Source organism: Auritidibacter ignavus, from assembly GCF_029853775.1.
Lineage (GTDB): Bacteria > Actinomycetota > Actinomycetes > Actinomycetales > Micrococcaceae > Auritidibacter > Auritidibacter ignavus.
Genome location: NZ_CP122564.1, coordinates 2,059,677 through 2,079,229 on the forward strand (window position 1 = coordinate 2,059,677; position 19,553 = coordinate 2,079,229).

At 58.9% G+C, this 19,553-nt stretch carries 16 protein-coding genes; 8 read left to right on the forward strand and 8 right to left on the reverse strand.

Annotated features, from left to right (window positions below; translation table 11 throughout):
* Positions 1 to 64 precede the first annotated feature (64 nt).
* Together QDX22_RS09360 and QDX22_RS09365 are read right to left on the reverse strand one after the other, a co-directional pair.
* Positions 65 to 1,207, reverse strand: coding sequence for a zinc-binding dehydrogenase (locus QDX22_RS09360; protein ID WP_279717789.1), 1,143 nt, complete (start codon positions 1,205 to 1,207; stop codon positions 65 to 67).
* Between the two features lie 27 nt (positions 1,208 to 1,234).
* Complete coding sequence (locus QDX22_RS09365; RefSeq protein ID WP_279717790.1) at positions 1,235 to 2,146, reverse strand: NAD(P)-dependent oxidoreductase; 912 nt, start codon at positions 2,144 to 2,146, stop codon at positions 1,235 to 1,237.
* 167 nt (positions 2,147 to 2,313) lie between these two features.
* On the opposite strand from QDX22_RS09365, the gene QDX22_RS09370 reads away from it, so the two are divergent.
* A complete protein-coding gene (locus QDX22_RS09370; protein ID WP_122549190.1) occupies positions 2,314 to 3,213 on the forward strand; it encodes a LysR family transcriptional regulator in 900 nt (299 codons plus the stop codon).
* A gap of 32 nt (positions 3,214 to 3,245) precedes the next feature.
* Here QDX22_RS09370 and QDX22_RS09375 read toward each other — a convergent pair whose 3' ends face one another.
* Entirely contained in the window at positions 3,246 to 4,739 is a 1,494-nt protein-coding gene (locus QDX22_RS09375) for a CoA-acylating methylmalonate-semialdehyde dehydrogenase (RefSeq protein ID WP_122549191.1), read from the reverse strand.
* A 44-nt stretch (positions 4,740 to 4,783) separates the two neighbouring features.
* Positions 4,784 to 6,286 (reverse strand): GntP family permease, encoded by a 1,503-nt coding sequence (locus QDX22_RS09380; protein WP_122549192.1) that lies wholly within the window; start codon positions 6,284 to 6,286, stop codon positions 4,784 to 4,786.
* Between the two features lie 761 nt (positions 6,287 to 7,047).
* Between QDX22_RS09380 and QDX22_RS09385 the strand changes: the two genes are divergently transcribed.
* From QDX22_RS09385 to QDX22_RS09400, 4 genes are all read left to right on the forward strand, one after another.
* Positions 7,048 to 8,124: a 2,3-butanediol dehydrogenase gene (locus tag QDX22_RS09385; protein WP_122549193.1), complete on the forward strand. Its 1,077-nt coding sequence runs from the start codon at positions 7,048 to 7,050 to the stop codon at positions 8,122 to 8,124.
* Positions 8,125 to 8,224: 100 nt separating this feature from the next.
* Complete coding sequence (locus QDX22_RS09390; protein WP_279717791.1) at positions 8,225 to 8,971, forward strand: IclR family transcriptional regulator; 747 nt, start codon at positions 8,225 to 8,227, stop codon at positions 8,969 to 8,971.
* Positions 8,972 to 9,066: 95 nt separating this feature from the next.
* Positions 9,067 to 10,455 (forward strand): FAD-binding oxidoreductase, encoded by a 1,389-nt coding sequence (locus tag QDX22_RS09395; RefSeq protein WP_122549195.1) that lies wholly within the window; start codon positions 9,067 to 9,069, stop codon positions 10,453 to 10,455.
* A 2-nt stretch (positions 10,456 to 10,457) separates the two neighbouring features.
* Entirely contained in the window at positions 10,458 to 12,641 is a 2,184-nt protein-coding gene (locus tag QDX22_RS09400; RefSeq protein WP_279673255.1) for a malate synthase G, read from the forward strand.
* A 63-nt stretch (positions 12,642 to 12,704) separates the two neighbouring features.
* On the opposite strand, the gene QDX22_RS09405 is transcribed toward QDX22_RS09400, so the two are convergent.
* The 3 genes from QDX22_RS09405 to QDX22_RS09415 all read right to left on the reverse strand — a co-directional run bounded on the left by QDX22_RS09405 (position 12,705) and on the right by QDX22_RS09415 (position 15,771).
* Positions 12,705 to 13,481 (reverse strand): alpha/beta hydrolase, encoded by a 777-nt coding sequence (locus QDX22_RS09405; RefSeq protein WP_279673254.1) that lies wholly within the window; start codon positions 13,479 to 13,481, stop codon positions 12,705 to 12,707.
* A gap of 205 nt (positions 13,482 to 13,686) precedes the next feature.
* On the reverse strand, positions 13,687 to 14,736 hold the full coding sequence (locus QDX22_RS09410) for a baeRF3 domain-containing protein (protein WP_279673253.1): 1,050 nt from the start codon (positions 14,734 to 14,736) through the stop codon (positions 13,687 to 13,689).
* Positions 14,737 to 14,769: 33 nt separating this feature from the next.
* Positions 14,770 to 15,771 (reverse strand): IS481 family transposase, encoded by a 1,002-nt coding sequence (locus tag QDX22_RS09415; protein ID WP_110111081.1) that lies wholly within the window; start codon positions 15,769 to 15,771, stop codon positions 14,770 to 14,772.
* A gap of 249 nt (positions 15,772 to 16,020) precedes the next feature.
* On the opposite strand from QDX22_RS09415, the gene QDX22_RS09420 reads away from it, so the two are divergent.
* The 3 genes from QDX22_RS09420 to QDX22_RS09430 are packed head-to-tail and all read left to right on the forward strand — an operon-like array spanning position 16,021 to position 18,820.
* Positions 16,021 to 17,247: a CaiB/BaiF CoA transferase family protein gene (locus tag QDX22_RS09420; protein WP_279717792.1), complete on the forward strand. Its 1,227-nt coding sequence runs from the start codon at positions 16,021 to 16,023 to the stop codon at positions 17,245 to 17,247.
* The gene (locus QDX22_RS09425; RefSeq protein ID WP_110110718.1) at positions 17,247 to 18,221 is read left to right on the forward strand and encodes a beta/alpha barrel domain-containing protein; all 975 of its coding nucleotides are present in this window, start codon (positions 17,247 to 17,249) and stop codon (positions 18,219 to 18,221) included. Before QDX22_RS09420 ends, QDX22_RS09425 begins: the two co-directional genes overlap by 1 nt.
* A complete protein-coding gene (locus QDX22_RS09430) occupies positions 18,221 to 18,820 on the forward strand; it encodes a GntR family transcriptional regulator (protein WP_110110719.1) in 600 nt (199 codons plus the stop codon). Before QDX22_RS09425 ends, QDX22_RS09430 begins: the two co-directional genes overlap by 1 nt.
* Here the strand turns inward: QDX22_RS09430 and QDX22_RS09435 are convergent.
* Positions 18,813 to 19,532 (reverse strand): alpha/beta fold hydrolase, encoded by a 720-nt coding sequence (locus QDX22_RS09435; RefSeq protein WP_110123452.1) that lies wholly within the window; start codon positions 19,530 to 19,532, stop codon positions 18,813 to 18,815. The two genes, QDX22_RS09430 and QDX22_RS09435, sit on opposite strands and share 8 nt — an antisense overlap.
* Between the last annotated feature and the right edge of the window lie 21 nt (positions 19,533 to 19,553).

Sequence of the window (19,553 nt, forward strand, 5' to 3'; positions counted from 1 at the left end):
CGGTCAGTGATGCCTGTAGCCTAACGACGGGTACACCATGGCAGAAGGGTGCTGTCACGAACTGTCACATCGCCCTGGTCTCTTCACCGCCGATCTGCACCACGCCACGACCTCGAATTCTCCGGTTCGCCAGGTCTTGATACGCCTGATCGATCTGGTCAAAGCGGTAACGGTTGGTGATCAGTTTCGAGAACTCAAGTGCGCCGGTAGCCGCCAGCTCGATGACCTTCGGCATCGTCTGGGCCGGAGGAGCGCCGAAGCAGCCACGAATCTGGATCTTGCGACGGACCAGCTTGGTGATTTCGACCTCCAAGAGATGACCGGCCGGGGCAATACCTGCTAACACCACACGACCACCGTCATCCACCAGATCCACGGCCTGCTTGGTGGTGGGGGTCGAACCGAGCGCCTCAAACACCACCGTGGCGCCGTGTCCCAGCAACTGGGCCACCACCGTGGCTGGATCAGCTACGGTGGAATTGATCGTCGCAGTGGCACCCAGCTGTCGAGCGAGAGCAAGCTTCTCGTCGTCAATATCCACAGCAATGATGTTGGTCGCCCCGGCCACCCGGGCAAGATGAATAATGCTCAAACCGATCCCGCCGGCAGCAACCACTACCACGTCATCGCCGGGCCCCACCTCGCCGACGTGGTAGACCGCACCGTAGCCGGTGAAAATGCTGCACCCGAGAATCGCGGCGTCGGGAAGTGACACCTCATCCGGGAGCGGGAAGACCGCATTGGCCGGCACCACAGCACGGTCGGCGTGACCCGACATGGAATACATGGCCACCTGAGAGCCGTCGGGGCGGTGGAGCCGGGTGGACCCATCCAGGAGGCGACCGTTGAGTCGGTTCTGTGTGAAGAACACCTCGCAGAGTTCGGAGATGCCGCGTTCGCAGTGTCGGCACCGTCCACACGGCATGATGAAGCTACAGGCGACCCGGTCCCCAGGTTTCACGCGAGTCACCCGGTCTCCCACCTGCAGGACCACCCCGGAAATCTCGTGTCCTAACACCGCCGGGCGAGGGAATGCCACCTCGTCTTTGAGCACGTGCAAATCGGTATGGCAAACACCGCAAGCGGCCACCTCGACCAGCACCTCGTCAGCTCGGGGTGCATCCAGTGACAGCACTTCGGGGCGCAAACGAGGTTCACGGTCCTGGAGGACGAAAGTTCGTGCAGATGCCGGTGGGGTAGCGGTCATGGCAATCTCCGTGTTGGTAGAAGCGATTTAATCGTTGTATCCGCGGACGCGTCCATGTTGCTGGACATATTTGACAATGAGCGTGCAGTCTTTAGACCCGAGACCTTCGTCGACGAGACGTTTCAGTTGTGATTGAGCAAGTTCGGCCCCGGGCAGATTTAGGCCAGCGTGCTCTCCGGCTTGCAGAGCCAGGGTCACATCTTTGAGCGACAAATTCGCCGCAAAACCGGCCTCAAAATTGTTATTAGCGGCAGATGTTTCAACTACGCCAGGAACGGGATACCAAGTCTGTTGTGTCCAAGACATTCCAGATGAAGCCGAAATAATATCCCAGAAAACCTTAGCGTCCAGACCAAGAGCTTCAGCCAATTGAGATCCCTCTGAATTGGCTATTAGGTTGATATGAACCATCATGTTGTTTACGAGTTTGGTCGCAATGCCCTTTGTTCCCGTACCGGCCAAAAAGACGTTATTCGCCATTGGTTCAACGAGCCTTTGAGCCCTTCTTGCCACGGACAGATCTCCGCCAATCATGAAAGTCAGGGTTCCGGCCGCTGCGCCGGAAATGCCACCAGAAACAGGTGCATCAACGAAGCTAAAACCTCTTTGTCCGGATTCGCGGTGGCAAAACCGAGAGGTGCCAATATCAACAGTCGAGGAGTCTATAAGGATCGCGTTTTGTGGCGCGTGCGCCCAGATACCGTCTTTGCTTGCGAAAACACGGCGCACGTGTTCCCCGTTCGGCAACATGGTAAAGACCGCGTCCGCATCTTTAACCGCCTCGGGGAGGGATTCCACGGCTCGAACGCCATGCCGGCTCGCTTGGTCCCGAGCGACCTTATTGATGTCGAATCCGTAAACTATATGGTTTGCCTCGACCAGCTTCTGTGCCATTCGGGATCCCATGTTTCCGAGCCCGACCCATGCGTACGTAACCATCCAAGCCTCCTGATAGAGTGGTATAGATCACTTTATGGTGCATGCTTGCCGAGCTCAATGCGCACACGGAGTCAAGTAATGCAACCGTGCTGTGCAGTGAATCACAATAGGGGATTTGGTAAGGAAACCCAAGGAAGTATCGTTGCAAATCTACTGAGTATGACTTTATGGATTGGGAAAAGCTCTATTCGCACTTACCGTCGCTTATGACCTTTTTGAGCGTGTCACGAAACGGGACGTATTCTGCAGCGGCAGAGCAACTGGGGATCAATCACGCAACGGTTTCTAGGCGTATTGCAGGCTTAGAGGCAATTCTTGGCACCCGGCTACTTGTCAGCGGCGAAGATGGCTGGCATCCTACAGAAGAGGGCCTGCGGGTACGCAGGGTTGCCGAAGAGATTGAAGCTTCGCTAGCGAACTTAGCGCAGTCTGACCAAGCAGGGGCCGTTTCTGGCACGATCAGGGTAGGCGCCCCGGATGCGTTCGCAGTGGTGGCGTTAACGCCAGCGTTGGCGCAATTAAGAACTCGGCATCCAGCGCTTTCAGTAGAGGTGTTTAGCTCGACTAGGAATCCCACACAAAATAGTGCGGCGCTGGATTTAGAAATTGTCGTGGGCGAACCTCGAAAAGTACATGGAGAAAAGATCCCGCTACTGGAATATGGGTTCTCTCTCTATGCTTCAGGTCGCTACCTCGCGAACTATGGCACACCGCGCACTATTAGAGATCTTGAAAAGCATAGGCTCAACTACTACACGGAGTCCGGGATCGTGGTGAGAGCGCTCTTGGACGCCAAAGCCATCCTTCCTGCAATGAAGACGGGGATTGCGTCAAATAATGTATTTGTGCACCTGGAAGCTACTCGTCACGGCACAGGCATCGGTCTCTTGCCAGACTTTTTAGGCTCCCAAGACCAGCTTCTCATTCCAGTCTTAGAAGGAGAATATCGCTTCCCTGTAGAGTATTGGGCGATAATTCGCGATGGCGCTCTGCGTAGGCCGGCGGTAACTGCTACTTGCGCCGTTGTTAGGAATGTGTGTCAGTCTTTTTCCGCTGGCTGGCGCTAAGCGTGCGAAACGCGGCCCGTTATCGGGTGGCGCTACTCATTCTTTGGGAACCCGAGATTGATGCCCCCGTGTGATGGGTCTGGCCAGCGGGTGGTGATGACCTTCCCGCGGGTGAAGAAGTGAATCCCTTCTGTGCCGTGTGCATGTGTGTCGCCGAACAAAGAGTTCTTCCAACCTCCAAAAGAGTAGTACGCTATTGGCACCGGAATAGGTACGTTGATGCCAATCATTCCTACTTGGACCTCGTTTTCGAATTTTCGAGCTACTCCACCGTCATGGGTGAAAATAGCCGTTCCGTTTCCGTAAGGATTGGCATTAATCAGTTCTATAGCTTCTTTATAGGATTCGACGCGAACGACCGATAGTACAGGACCAAAGATCTCCTCGGTATAAATGGACATCTCGGGTGTCACGTGATCAAAGAGCGTCGGGCCTAGAAAGAAGCCTGCGCCCTCGGAATCGAAGTCTCCCTGTCGACCATCTACGACAATCGTTGCCCCTTCTCTTTCGCCGGCGTCGATATATCCCGAGACTTTATCGCGGTGGGCAGAAGTTACTAACGGCCCCATATCAGTACCGCGGTTTCCATCACCAGTGCGAAGTGCCTGAGCGCGTTTAGCGATCTTGTCGACGAGCTCCTCGGCAATGTCTCCAACGGCTAAGAGGACAGAAATCGCCATACAGCGTTCACCTGCAGATCCGAAGCCGGCATTAATAGCATTGTCTGCAGCGAGATCAAGGTCAGCGTCGGGTAGCACAACCATGTGGTTTTTGGCGCCACCGAGAGCTTGAACCCGTTTACCGTGCGCGGTTGCCGTTTTGTACACGTACTGGGCAATTGGCGTTGAGCCAACAAACGAAACCGATTCTATATCCTCGTGCGTCAGTAAACGATCGACAGCATCCTTTCCGCCGTGTACGACGTTGAATACACCGTCTGGTAGTCCGGCCTCTTTCCATAGTTCAGCTTCCCAATTAACGGCGCTTGGATCCTTCTCGGAAGGCTTGATGACTACGGTGTTACCCGTGGCAATAGCGATAGGAAAGAACCACATCGGAACCATTGCTGGGAAGTTGAAGGGTGAGATGATGGCAACGGGTCCTAAAGGTTGCCGTTTGGAATGTACATCGACACGGGTAGAGGCATTTTCGGTGTAGCTACCTTTGAGGAGGTGGGGGATGCCACAAGCGAACTCCACAACTTCCAGCCCGCGCATTACTTCACCGAGTGCATCGTCTAGAACTTTGCCGTGTTCGGCAGTAATGATTGACGCCAATTCCTCTTTGCGTTGATTGAGAAGTTCGCGGTACTTGAACACGATGCCAACGCGTTTACTCAGAGAGGTATCTCGCCAGTTCGGGAATGCCCTTTTAGCGGCATTGACCGCTTGGTCTACTGTTTGGCTACCGCCCATTATGACTTCACCGCTGACTGCGCCAGTTGCCGGGTTTGTGACCGGCGAGGTTTCTTGCTCCACGCCGTTTGTGTACTCGTTATTAATCCAGTGCTGAATGATGCGTTTCATGCTTGCTCCTTTATCTCGTGTTTGGGGTGTGTTGTGCGACCGTATTAAAGGATCATTGCGAACGGGATCATGATCGCTGTGACGACGACGGGGATTAGCAAGGTAATGACACAAACGTCTTTATAAGACTCTTTATGAGACATACCGCAGACCAGCAGAAGCGTAATGACTGCACCGTTGTGGGGCATAGAGTCCAAGCCACCAGATGCCATTGAGGTGATGCGGTGAAGTGCTTCCATAGAGATGCCCTGTTCTTCTGCCATTTCGGCAAAATCAGGTCCGAAGGCATTGAGCGCAATGGTCATACCTCCAGAAGCGGATCCTGTCACACCTGAGATGACTGAGGTGGATACAGCAGAAGTGATAAGAGCGTTGCTGCTGACCCCGAAGATTCCGTCACGAATAATGGTGAACGCACCTAGGGACGCGATTACGGCACCGTATCCAACCTCAGAAGCGGTATTGAAAATCGGTTGGAGCGAGTTCTTGGCTCCATCGATAAGTGACGCCCAGAGGTTTCTAATGCGACGAATATTGAAGAGCAAGACGCTGAGGATCGCCGCAAGTAGCGCTAGAAGGACGGCCCAGGTGGCGGAACGATCGGCAAGCGTGATCCCCCCAAACTTTTCATCTTCAAGCACTGACCAGTCCAATGCGGGGAAGACGAACATGGTGCATCCGAAGTTGACGATAAAAACCAAGAGGAAGGGGATAAATGGCACAATGTTATTTGGTGGAACAAGCGTCCGTGGTGCTTTGCCTTCTGCGTCTGGAGAATCTTCGGAGGCACGTGGTGGGCTGGCAACGTTTCGAACACCTTCCCGCGTTTCTTCTTGGTCTGACTCGGGCTGACTCAAGCCGAGGTCAGCTCCTCGCCCGAACTTAGACTCCAAAATTGTCGTATCGCCGAAGCTTTCACCCTTTCGGACAAGTGCCCGGGATCTGTACTCGAGCCAGACCATACCCAGCACAAACATCAATATTCCGGCCACAATCCCGATTAAAGGTGCGGCGAATGTACTGGTACCGAAGAACTGGCCAGGAATAATATTCTGGATCTGCGGAGCACCTGGAATTGCGGTCATTGTGAATGTCAGTATCCCTAGAGCGATGGTGCTGGGTACCAGGCGACGCGGTAGATTCGCTGCTTTAAACAGTTCGCGAGCGAGAGGAAACATGACAAAGGCAGCGACAAATACGCTGATACCGCCGTAGGTCATCAGCGCTGACGTGAGTACGGTGGCGAAGACTGCGCGCTTGGGTCCCAACCATTTCGTGATGACTTGCGCTAGTGCCGTTGCGTAACCAGAGGCGAGCATAAGCGCGCCAAAGATGGCCCCTGTGAGGAAAATAAGGAAATAGTTGCTGATGAAACCTGCAACGCCCGGCATGAATATCTCTGTGAAAGTTGGTAGTAGCGGGACTCCCGAGAGCAACATCGCAACAAATGCAGAGATAGGTGCCGCCACAATAACAGGGACGCCTCGGTAAGCTAACGTGATCAGTAAGATCAACGACGCGATAATGCCAATGAGCCCTATGGCCATTTTTTGCCCTTCGTGTGAATGTGAACAATGGTGTACGAGCCGATGCTCTTCACGAATCGACGGTATTGTGTTTCATGTCACATTACGGTGGCCGTGGTGTTGGCTCAATGTCCTGGGGGTGGAAGATTTTTAGGGCCGGCTGTGCGTGCGTGCACGGGTGCCGTGGCGAGGGCTCTTGAGCTCGCTTTTTAAGAAGGTGTGTTTTCCCTCAATCGCTCTCTATGGTCGGGTAGCCGTCCTTGAGTTCTTGCGACTTCAGCGGTGGCAGATTCCTTTTGAATAGGCCCTCCCGGGGTTTGAGGATCTTGCAATGTGGCCACTCCTTATGGGCCACGCAAGTATCTATCGCTTCTATTGTGTTTCGTTGGTGAAGTTTGGGGGAGTGCGTGCTGGAGCTGAATCTTTCACCAACATGACGAGATCCACGCAGGTATCTCAAAAATCAACAGTCTTAGCAAAGAGCGGAACTCGCGAGGTCGGTTTGAGCTGTCAAAACGCACCTCAGACCGAGAATCTGCGGAGTTTTCGCTCGCTGTGGCCGAGTCGCAGAATTTCCCATTCGGCTCTGACATGCACATTTACGCATATGTTTATAAGAGGCTCTGGAAAGTCCCGCGCTGACCGGGTTTCCCTAGCTTAACACAGTAGTGAGGTAGATCACGTTACCGGCGGTTACCCCCGTATGACTTACCGGACGGGCGTCAGTACGCTGAAAGCGAGTCCACGTCACAACTCACAAATACGACAAAGGGAGCAAAGTGATGAAGGCAGTACTGTACTACGGCAAAGAAGATCTACGCAACGAAGAAATCGATGAGCCAGAGCTGGTTCCCGGTACCGTGAAAATTGCCCCGGCATACAACGGTATCTGCGGCTCGGACTTGAGCTTGTACTTCAACGGTCCGGTACCGCCGGCACCGACCGCAGACGAAAAGCACCCCCTGACCGGAGACACCCTGCCGATCGTCTTCGGCCACGAATTTTCCGGCGTCGTTACCGAGGTTGCTGACGATGTGGAAGGCATCAGCCCCGGCGATCACGTTGCTGTTGAACCGGTCATCGTCTGTGGCGAATGCTTCCCCTGCCAGTCTGGGCAGTACAACCTGTGCACTAAGGCCGGTTGCCACGGTATCTCCGGTAACGGCGGTGGCTTGGCTGAACAGCTCGTCGTGGACAAGCAGTGGGTTCACCCGGTCGGTGACCTGCCCCTGGACCAGGCTGCGCTGATCGAGCCGCTGTCTGTAGCGTTGCACGCTGTGAAGAAGTCCGGCGTGGAGTCCGGTCAGACCGCGGTGGTTGGCGGTATGGGCCCGGTGGGCCAGCTGGTCGCCGCCGTGCTGAAGGCGCGTGGCGTACATGTGATCGCCTCCGAGGTGTCGGCCAAGCGGAAGGAATTCGCCAAGAAGGCCGGCTACGTCGACGCCGTGATCGATCCGACCGAAGAGGACCTTGTCGACTACGTCAAGGACAAGACCGACAACGCCGGTGCCGCCGTGGCCTTCGACTGCGCCGGTGCTCAGGTGGTCTTCGAACAAATGCTGGACTCCCTGGGCGCAGGCGGCCATCTCGAGGTCGTCGCTGTGCACACCAAGGCCGTTGACCTGGATATCACCAACAAGCTGACCCTCTCGGAGCACTCGGTGGGTGCTTCTTTCGGATACGCCGGTGACCACGAAGAAGCTATTGAGCTCGTGAAGTCCGGCAAGGTGAACCTCGAGCAGTTCATCTCCTCAGTGATCAAGCCCGAAGATATCGTGGAAAAGGGTTTCAACCAGTTGCGTGACCACGCTGATGAGGAAGTGAAGATCCTCGTCGAGGTCAACGCTCAGGACAAGTAAGACTGCGTTCTCGCTCACATCGCGCTCCCTTCCGGTAGAGTTTCCGCAATATGGACTTATAGTTCCGCGGACTGAGCGGACTGACTGGAAGGGAGCGCGAATGGTTAACGGCGTCCAATCGGTGGAGCGGGCTTTCCTCCTTCTGGAGCACATTGCCGGTGCCGGCGGTGAGATCTCGCTGTCCGAGCTAGCCGAGCAGACCGCACTCCCGCTGCCGACGATTCATCGGCTGTTGAAGACCCTGGCCCACAGTGGCTACGTTCGGCACTTGCCGAATAAGCACTATGGGCTGGGACCGCGCCTGATCCGGCTCGGTGACCTCGCTTCACAACAGTTGGGGTCCTGGGCGCGACCCTACCTCGCCGAAGTCACCAATGCCGTTCAGGAATCCACCAATATGGCCGTGCTGGACGGCGATATGGCGACCTATGTCGCCCAGGTTCCCTCCGCTCAAAGCATGCGCATGTTCACCGAAATCGGTCGGCGCGTCCACACCAATTGCTCCGGTGTTGGAAAAGCCATGCTCTCTCAGCTACCAGACGAGCAGATCGAACAATTGGTCGTCCGTGCGGGGATCCACCAGCCCACCGGACGGGGTCCTGCCACAGTCGCCGAACTGCTCGACGACATTCGCGCCGTCCGCGCTCGCGGATACGCCACCGACGACGAAGAACAAGAACTCGGCGTGCGCTGTTTTGCCGTCCCCGTCCCGGACTTGCCGACCCCGGCGGCCATTTCTGTCTCGGGTCCGGTGACCCGGGTGGATGCTGCGTTCAAAGAGCGAGCCGTCCCCTTACTCCAGCGAGTCGCCTGGCGCATCGCACGTGTCGCCGCAACGCGTGGCTAATATCCACGATACGGAAAAGAACTTTCACAAATACGCGAGGTGGGCTAGAGTACATTTCGTCACACCTGCCCGTGAACTCCATCTCAGGGGGACCGATGGAACGTCTTGCGCTTGAAGAGCTCCAGCAGCAACTCCCTGCTGACGTGCTGGTGACCAATCCCGCCACCATCGAGTCGTACCGCTGGGACCGGGCGAATGACCCTGAGGCCGGTACCCCTCTGGTTGTGGTGCGTCCGACCAGCACCGAGCAGGTCCAACAGATCGTGACCATCGCCGCCAAGTACCGCATTGCCCTGGTACCCCGGGGTGCCGGAACCAGCCTGTCGGGTGGTTCTACCGCCGTGGACAACGGTATTGTGCTCTCGCTGGAACGGATGAATTCCATCGAGGTTCACCCGCAGACACGTTCGGTCACCGCCGGCCCCGGGGCGCTGAATGCCGAGGTCAAGGTCGCCGCGGCAGAACACGGCTTGTGGTACCCACCAGATCCCTCCTCCTTCGAAATCTGCTCCATTGGTGGCAATGTGGCTACCAATGCCGGAGGCTTGTGCTGTGTGAAATACGGGGTCACCACCGATTACGTGTTGGGGATGACCGTGGTGCTCGCCGATGGCAAGATCATCACGCTCGGTGGCCCCTGCATCAAAGATGTGGCCGGGCTGTCGTTGACCAAGCTGTTCGTGGGGTCGGAAGGCACCCTCGGCGTGATCACCGAAGTCCACCTGCGCCTGATCCCGCGCCAAAAACAACCCACCACGATGGTGGCCACCTTCCCGTCGCTGGAGTCGGCGACCCAGGCGGTGCAACAGATCACCCGGACAATGCGCCCCTCAATGCTGGAATTCATGGATCACGCCACCATCCAGGCCGTCAACGCCGCCACCGGCATGGGACTGGACGATCAGGCTGCAGCGTTGCTGATTGCCCAATCCGATGAATCGACTGCCTCGGCGGTGGAAGAAATCCAGCGGATGGAAGCGATCTGTACCGAGCAGGGTGCCACCGAGGCCTTCTGCACCGATGATCCTGAGGAAGGCGAGGCTTTTGTCACCGCCCGCCGAGTCGCGATCCCCTCTATTGAACGGATGGGTGCGGTGTTGCTAGAAGACGTCGGCGTGCCTCTGCCGAAACTTAGCGAGTTGGTGGTGGGGATCAACCAGATCGCGACCCGGCACCAGGTGAGCATCCCGACCATGGCTCACGCCGGGGACGGCAATACTCACCCGTTGGTGGTTTTGGATCCCACCGATCCGGAGCAACAGGCCCGAGCGCACCAGGCCTACGGAGAGATTATGGACCTGGCTATCGGTTTGGGCGGGACCATCACCGGCGAACACGGAGTGGGTCGGCTGAAGCGACCCTGGTTGCAGGACTATCTTGGCGAGGACATCATGGAACTCAACCAACGCATTAAGGACGCCCTGGACCCGCTGGGCATTATGAACCCCGGCGCCATCTTTGACGCGACAGATAAGGAGAACTGACCGTGACTCAACCGAACTACGCCGAACGTGCTGGACTGCAGGTGGCCGATGAGTTGCTGGAGTTCGTGGAAACCCACGCGCTACCGGCTGCTGAGCAGGATGCCGAGAGCTTCTGGTCCGGGGTGGCTGAGATCTTCGCCGATTTGACCCCGAAGAACCAGGCGCTGTTAGCCACCCGTGATGAGCTACAGCAGCAGCTGGACACCTACTACCGCGAGCACAACGGCGTCGGCGACGCTGCGAGGTATCGCGCATTTTTGGAAGAGATCGGCTACCTGTTGCCGGCCCCCGAGGAGGTCAAGGCCACCACGACCAACCTGGATGTGGAGATCACCCACCAGGCCGGCCCGCAGTTGGTGGTCCCGGTGAGCAACGCCCGCTTTGCCATCAACGCCGCCAATGCCCGGTGGGGTTCGCTCTACGATGCCTACTACGGCACCGATGCGATCGATCAGTCTGAGGGGAAAGAACCGGTGGGAGACTACAACCCGGTTCGCGGTGCTGCGGTGATCGCTAAGGGTCGCGAACTGCTGGATCTCGCTGCCCCGTTGACCGCTGGCTCTCATGCTGATTCCACCGGCTACCGGGTGGTTGAGGGCGCCCTGAAAGTCACGTTGTCGAATGGGACCGAGACCGAGCTGGCTAATCCAGAGGGCTTCATCGGCTACACCGGATCCCCCGAACAGCCCGAGACGGTGTTGTTGCGTCATAACGGCCTGCACCTGGAGATTGACTTCGACCCCTTGGGCACCATTGGCTCCACCGATGGCGCCGGGATCCAGGACATCATGCTGGAATCTGCCGTGACCTCGATCATCGATCTGGAAGACTCGGTGGCTGCGGTAGACGCCGAAGATAAAACCCTGTGCTACTCCAACTGGTCCGGGCTGGTCAACGGCACGCTGAGCGAAGAGGTGACCAAAAACGGCACGGCCTTCACCCGCGTGCTGGCCGATGACCGCCACTACACCGCCGCCAATGGCACCGACACCATCTCACTGAAGGGCCGATCGCTTTTGTTGGTGCGCACCGTGGGCCACCTGATGACCACCGATGCTGTGCTGGATGCCGAGGGCAATGAGGTGCCCGAGGGTATTTTGGACGCGATTATCACCTCGCTGGTGGCCGTGCCGAACCTGCGCTCCGGCAAAGGGAATTCTTCGACCGGATCGCTGTATATCGTCAAACCGAAGATGCACGGTCCGGCCGAAGTTGCTTTCGCCGTGGAGACCCTGGGCCGGGTCGAGCAGCTACTCGGATTGCCCGCAACCAGCCTGAAGATCGGCATTATGGACGAGGAGCGTCGTACCTCGGTCAACCTAGCTGCCGCGATCAACGAAGCCAGCGATCGGGTGTTCTTCATCAACACCGGATTCCTGGATCGCACCGGTGATGAAATCCACACCTCCCTGCACGCCGGAGCGGTGGTGCGTAAAGCCGATATGAAGGCCCAGCCCTTCCTGCAAGCCTATGAGAACTCCAACGTCGACATCGGACTGGCTGCCGGTTTCCGCGGTACCGCACAGATCGGGAAGGGGATGTGGGCCAAGCCGGATCTGATGGCCGATATGTTGCAGGAAAAGATTGGCCAGGTGCGTGCCGGTGCCACCGCGGCCTGGGTGCCCTCACCCACCGCAGCCACGTTGCACGCCTTGCACTACCACCAGGCCGATGCCTTCCAGGTGCAGTCTGAGATTGCTCAGCGAGAAGCACAGTCGATCGAACCGCTCCTGGTACCGCCACTGGGTGAGCCCGAGAAACTCACCGATGAAGAGCGGACCGCGGAGATCGATGAGAACGTCCAGTCCATCCTGGGGTATGTGGTGCGCTGGATCGACCAGGGTGTCGGCTGCTCCAAGGTGCCCGATATTCACGATGTCGCGCTCATGGAAGACCGGGCCACCCTGCGGATCTCCTCCCAACTACTGGCCAACTGGCTGGAACACGGAATTATCACCCAAGATCAGGTTGATGAATCCCTGGCCCGGTTGTCGACCGTGGTTGATGAGCAGAACGCCGATGACCCCAACTATGAGGTGCTGATGCCAGGGGGTGAAGGTGGCATCGCCTTCCAGGCTGCCCGTGCCCTGATCGTCGAGGGTTCCACCCAGCCCAACGGCTACACCGAACCATTACTCCACCGTTACCGTCGAGCCAAGAAAGAAGAGATCCGCAACCGCGGCTAGTGGTGATCAACTCCACGTGCACTCTTCGGCACCGTCCTTTCCCCGGGGCGGTGCCGAGTCGTCTTAGAGCCCGCGAATGAACTCCACTGCGTGGCGCAGGGCGAGCCGGGCTCCGCGCCAGACACCCAGAGAATTCACAAAGGGGTGGATCAACCCGGTATTGACCCGTAGCGTGGTCTTCACTCCGGCTTGGTTGAGCGCTTCAGCGTAGGCAAGACCCTCGTCGCGCAGTGGATCAAAACCAGCCACCGAAAGATAGGCCGGAGCGGTGTGGGCCAGAAGCGTCCGAGGCGCCAGCAACGGTGAGACGCTCCAGTCCGTGGCCACCTCGAGGCGGGAGCCCAAATAGTGGTTGCGATACCACCGCATGTGTTTTCGGGTGAGAAAGTAGCCGTGATCGAACTCGTGATACGAACCGGTGTCCATCCGACTCAGATCCGTGACCGGCACAAAAAGCATTTGGGCCACCGGCTGAGCGGTACCCTGATCTGCCCGCAGAAGCGAGACTGTTGCGGCTAAATGGGCACCGGCGGAATCTCCGGCGATGATCACCGTGTGCGGTTCAACCCCGGGGACCTGTCCTTCCAGGACTGCATCCAGGGCCTGGTTCACGGCCAGCAGTGCCACGGGATGAGGGTGTTCTGGGGCGAGCGGGTACTCCAGGCTGATCGCGATCACCCCGGCGTGATGACAGAGAAACCTGGCGGTTGAATCGTGACTGCGCGTCGAACCCAGGGTCCAGCCCCCGCCATGAGCGTAGAGGACAGCGGGACGAGGGAGCTGAGCTCCGATCGGATAGTAGATCCGCGCGAGTACTCCACCCACGTATCGAGTGCTCACAGCCAATACGGCGGGCCTGATCTACCGGCAGATCGGAGAAATCTTTCGTGATCAGGTTGAGAACCGCCAAGGAGAGCCGAACGTCAGGGTCCATCCGGTCACCGGAGCGATTCGTCAGGGCCGGAACAACCCGGTCCAGCACGGAAACGGGAATCCGGTCGAGAGCCCGGGCAGCGAGCGTGAGCGCGCTCATGGCTCACACTGCCTAATACCGCATCAACGCGGAGACATTATCCACCCGACCGTCGGAGATAATGATGACCCGACCAGAGTTCAACAGCGTATGCAGAATGGCGGTGTTCACCTGACCGGTGCCATCTGAGGCGGACAGTGCGGGGTTGATAAAGAGTCGGTCCACCCGGCCTTCGACCGCTCCATCGCGGATCACATCGGGTTGGGTCTCGCCCAAGCCGGTGCCAGCCACATTGGCGAAGCGCTCATACTCGGCATCATCGGCGGCAGCGAATCGCGGGCGGATGATCTGCTCCCAGACCTCATCGCGCAACTCAGCACCGGATTTAGTCTCCGGGTTACCGGCCAAGAATTCCTCGGTCACTACCGGATACGACGAATAGCCTCGGACCTCTGGGACGAGTTCGGACACGGAGGCTACCACCAGTGGCTGCGAGCGCGCCCGGCCGAGTTCATCACCCAGCGAGGCCCCCACATCGTGTAAGAACTTTTGCTGTTCGACTTCGAAATTGCTGTTCCCATTGCCGCGCACGCCCGGGGTATAACCGGAACTACGATCATCCGACTCCCATTCTTCACGGGATTCCGGAACGTGGTTGAGCTCCAGCTCGGTGACGGTATCTTTGGTGGCATCAAAAAGCCGCACTTTATTTTGAGCCAGAGCCAGAATGTAAAACGCTGAGGACTCGGTGAGGGCCTCGGCAATCGGTCGCAACACGAAGTGCTGATTGACGTGAACGTATTCGGTGACCGGAACACCGAGCCGGTAGGCCCGCCAAAAACCATCGGCAGCAAAGAGTGCCAGGGTCTCAGACTGGTCACGCACAAAACCCGGGTCGGAGACTAGCTCCTCCAGCGGCGCCACGATCTGGTTAATGGCGTCGGGGTCGGAAGCCTGCTTTTTCGCCTCATTCAGCGCGGATTTAATCCGGGTCGCCGTCTCCGAGGAGCTGTGGTGGATCGGATTGGTGGGAAGGAATATCGAGACCTTCAACCCCTCGGCGGTAGCCATGGCTTTCAGGTCTTCTGCGGTGATCTGATCAAACTGTCCGTGTAGTCCCATGAGTTCACACTACCGAGGAGACCGAAGTCACGTCTAGGTGTACTTCCCCGTGAGGTTGTGAACGCGGTCTGCTGGTGAGAGTCCCCCGATGGCGGTGTGGGCTCGGTGGTGATTGTAGTCATGTAAGAATGCTGCGTACGAGTTTTCGCGAGCACTGTCACTGGCATACGGTCTCGCGTAGGCCCATTCGTTCATCAGCGTCCGGTTGAACCGCTCGACTTTCCCATTCGTCTGCGGACGGCGAGGCCTCGTCCGCTTGTGCCTGACCCCATCTCCGAGGGCTTGCTGGGAGTCCGCGGACCGGTAACAAGCCCCGTTGTCCGTCATGACTGCTTCGATCGCGACACTGATACTGGTGAAGAACCTGTTCGCCCGCTTCCAGAAGCCTGCTGCGGTGTGTTTCTTCTCGTCATTGAGGATCTCGGAGTAGACCAGCCGGGAGTAGTCATCGACGGCGTGATGCAGGTACCGATACCCCCGCGACGAAGGCTGCCCGGCACGCGCGGCTTTGCCCCGTGAGGACTGGACCTTCCGGTCCTGGCCCGATCCGCGGCCATGAGCCCGCCATCCGCCACCGTTAGGGATGCGGCCAAGCTTCTTGACATCAACGTGGACCAGCTGGCCGGGCTGCTCGGCTTCGTAGCGACAGGGTGCGGGCCGGCGGACCGGCAGGCCGGTGGCCTGATCGATGCATTCCAGGTTAGGCATCCGGTAGCGGGCCAGGACCTGCCCGACGGTCGAGCGTGGCACGCGCAGGTGGTAGCCGATCCGGTGCGGCCCCCATCGGGGGTTGAACCGCAGCGCGATGATGCGTCGCTCGGTACGTGCGCTGAGCCTGTTCGGGCTGTGGTGCGGACGGCTCGAGCGGTCAGCCAAACCGGTCCCTGCCCGGTGCCGGCTCACCCAGCGAGACACCGTTGCCGGGGACACCTGGAAGCGTTCAGCAACGCGTCGCTGGGGCCAGCCGTGATCGACAACAAGAGAGACGAGCCGGCGCCTACCCTCAATGGTCATCGGGGCGTTACGGTGTGTCATGGAAGACCTCCGGGTCAGGGTGCGTGTCGTTACCCACCTCGATACCGGGGGTCGTCTCTGACCTCAAATCCCGTTCACAACCTCCCGAGGAACTACATCTAGGTGTTGCGGACAATGATGGAGACGGCCCGTGACGCCGACCGTTATTGGATACAACAGGTGGGCTTCTATCTCTATTATGGGGTATTAGAGCCAGATATCGTACACAATATAGGATAGAACTATCGACGCACGCGGTAAGGACACTGAATGGCAGAACGACATTCACACACTGACGAATCTGTTCGGGGCCCACTGACCGGGGTCAGGGTGATCGAGATGGGCCAGCTCATTGCCGGCCCGTTTTGCGGCCAGCTACTCGGGGACTTAGGGGCCGAGGTCATCAAGATTGAAGACCCGGTCCGTGGTGACCCCTTGCGCCAGTGGGGCCAGGCTCGGGTGGCCGGCGACTCGCTGTGGTGGTCCGTGCTGGCTCGGAATAAAAAGTCCGTGACCCTGAACCTGCGCGAAAAAGCTGGCCAGAACATTGCTCGCGAGCTGATTGGCTCGGCCGATGTGGTGATCGAGAATTTCCGCCCCGGCTCGATGGAGAAATGGCACCTGGACTACGAGACTCTCTCCGCCCGAAACCCGGAGCTGGTGATGACACGAGTTTCCGGCTACGGGCAAACCGGACCGTCAGCCAAACACCCCGGGTACGGCTCGATCGGTGAAGCCATGGGCGGATTGCGCTACATCGTCGGTGATCCTACGACTCCTCCTTCTCGGGTGGGCATTTCTATCGGGGACTCTTTGGCCGCGATCTTCGCTACCCTCGGAACGCTGGCGGCGCTACTGGAGGTCAAGAACTCCGGACGCGGCCAAGTGGTGGATGCCTCGATCTACGAGTCGGTGCTGGGTGTGATGGAATCGCTCATCCCCGACTGGACCGAAGGCGGAGTCCAGCGTGAACGCACCGGATCCATTTTGCCCAAAATTGCTCCCAGCAATGTCTACCCCACCGGCTCCGGGGAGTGGATGATCATTGCCGCCAACCAAGACACCATCTTCGCCCGACTGGCTACCGCCATGGGCCGGCCCGAACTGGCCGACGATCCACGGTATGTCAACCACCAGGCCCGCGGAGAACACCAGGCCGAACTCGACGAGCTGATCGCGGAGTTTTCGATGACCAAAACCTTGACAGAACTCACCGAGCTCCTAAACGCCCATTCGGTGCCGGTCGGGAAGATTTTCCGCCCCCAAGACATGATCGCCGACCCGCAGTTCCTGGCACGAGACTCCATTATTACCGTGGACTCGCAACAGCACGGCACCGTGCACATGCAGAATGCCTTCCCCCGGTTATCGCGCACCGATACCCGGGTGCGGTGGTCGGGACCCGTCCTGGGTCAACACACCCGCGCGGTGCTGGAGGACCTCGGATATGATGCAACACGCCAGGACCAACGCCGCGCCGAAGGAGTGATCCGCTGATGACCGAACCGGCTCCCTCCCTGGCCCAAGCCTGGAACCTGCCCTCGAGTACCACCGTGGTCGACGTGGGGCTCCGCGATGGGTTGCAAGCGGTGGCCGAACCGTTGGACACCTCTCGCAAAGTTGAGATTGCTGATCGACTGGTGGCGGCCGGATGCACCGAGCTGGAGGTCTGCTCGTTCGCCCATCCGAAAGTGCTTCCCCAACTGGCAGATGCCGCCGAAATCGTGGCCGAACTGGACCGGCTACCCTGGCGTGATGCCGTCACGCTGCGTGGCTTAGCGCCGAACCTCACCGGAGCCCGCCGGGCGGTCGAGACCTCGCTGGACGAGATCGCGGTGGTGATTCCTGCCGAAGATGGGATGGCGCTGAAGAACCAATCCGCCACCACCGAGCAGCTACTCGACCACCTACCCGAGATGGTGCGCGTGGTCCAACAGGCCGGCAAGCGGATCATCGTAGCGGTCGCCTGCGCCTACTTCTCCCCCTGCTACGGGGAGGTCTCCGCGCCGATGCGCGATCGTGTCATCCAGGCCGCCGTCGATCTCGGGGTAGACAAGATCTATCTGGCCAATACCACCGGAGTAGAACACCCCGGCGAAGTCTATTCCGGGCTAGCCCAGGCCCGGGCCCACTACCCCCACGTCAGCTTCGGAACCCATGTGCACAACCGCAATGGCGCTGCCACCGCCAATGCGCTCGCGGCCTTGGCCGCCGGGGCCGGTTGGCTGGAAACCAGCGTGGCTGCCCTTGGCGGAGATCTGTGGTTCCCCGGTGATCCTGCGGTTCTGGGCAATATGGCCACCGAGGACCTCATCCACCTGTTGGAGACGATGGGCATTGCCACCGGCATCAACCTGACTGAGATCCGCTCCATCGCCGCGGACCTGGTGGACTTCACCGGTTTCCCGTCCAGCTCTTTCGTGCTCCGCGGTGGCACCCGGGAGGATCTTGCCGGAGCCAGGTGGCAGTGATGGAGGAGAAGATCCTGCAACTGATCCTGGACGGAGAAATCCGACCGGGGGAGTGGTTGCGTGAGACCGATCTGGCCACCCGGCTGGGAGTTTCCCGCACCCCGGTACGTAACGCCATCGCCAAACTGGCCAGTACCGGGGTGGTGGTCTTCCACCCGAATCGTGGGGCCCAAGTCCGCCACTACACCGTTGACGACGTGGTCGAGATCTACGAGTCTCGGGCCCTGGTCGAATCCTTCGTCACCGGTCTGGTCGCCGAGGTCATCGACCCACCCCGGCTGGAGCAGCTCCGGGAGCTTTCCGACCAGATGCGGGTGGCCGAGGATGGTGAGCGGGCTCGGCTGAACGGTCTGTTTCACCGGGCGATTCTTGCGGTGCGCGCCGACCACCCCCTCGTTGGGGCAGCCCAGAATCTGGTGATCCCCTTGCTCCTGCACCAAGTCATGGCGAGCTATGGGCCTGCGGCCATCGAGCGGAGCATGTGCCAACACGAGGAGATCATTGACGCCTTGGAACACCGGGACCGGGCCTGGGCGGAATCAGCGATGCGCACCCACATCCTCTTCGGGCTCAACCAATACCGACAGCACGCTAGCTGAACAGGGCGTGGTCAATCGCGGCTAACGTGGCCTCGGGCTGGTCGATCAACATCAGGTGGCCGGCATCGTGGACCACGGTGTGATGAGCCTCCGGCAACGCCTCCAGCAGGATCTGGGTGGCTTTGGGGGAACAGAGCTGATCGTTCTCCGCACTGATCACATGCACCTGGGCAGTGATCTGGGCGAGATCCTGATGGAACGGGGAGTCCTTGACCCCGGCCAGCGCCCGGGCAGCATTGGCAAAACCTGCGCCCTGCCCGATGTCCTCCACTCGCTGGGCGGTGAGGCTCTCCACGTCGACGGTGTCGTGACACACCATATCCCGAGTATCTTGCGTGAGCATCTCGAAGAACTGTGTGGGATGATCCACAAGTTCGGCCCGCTTCAGGTAGTAGTCAGCGGCTCGGGCTCCCACCACCGAAGAGGTCGCCATCACCACAATTCGATCAAAGAGCTCCGGTCGATGGGCGGCCGCCCACAACACAATCATCCCACCGAGTGAAAAGCCCACCGCGGTGCGGGCCTCGGTGCGCTCCATGACCTCCACCAGGTCTTGACCCAACTGCTCCAGGGTTCCCTCGGCCTCACCCAAAGGGGCCTGTCCAAAGCCACGCACATCGTAGGCCACCGCGCCGGTGACGTGCTCGACCACGGGCTCCCAACTTGTCGCCGATTGGCCTAGTCCGTGGACGAAAACTGTCTCATGTTCCATGCCTCTACTGTAGCGCCTGAA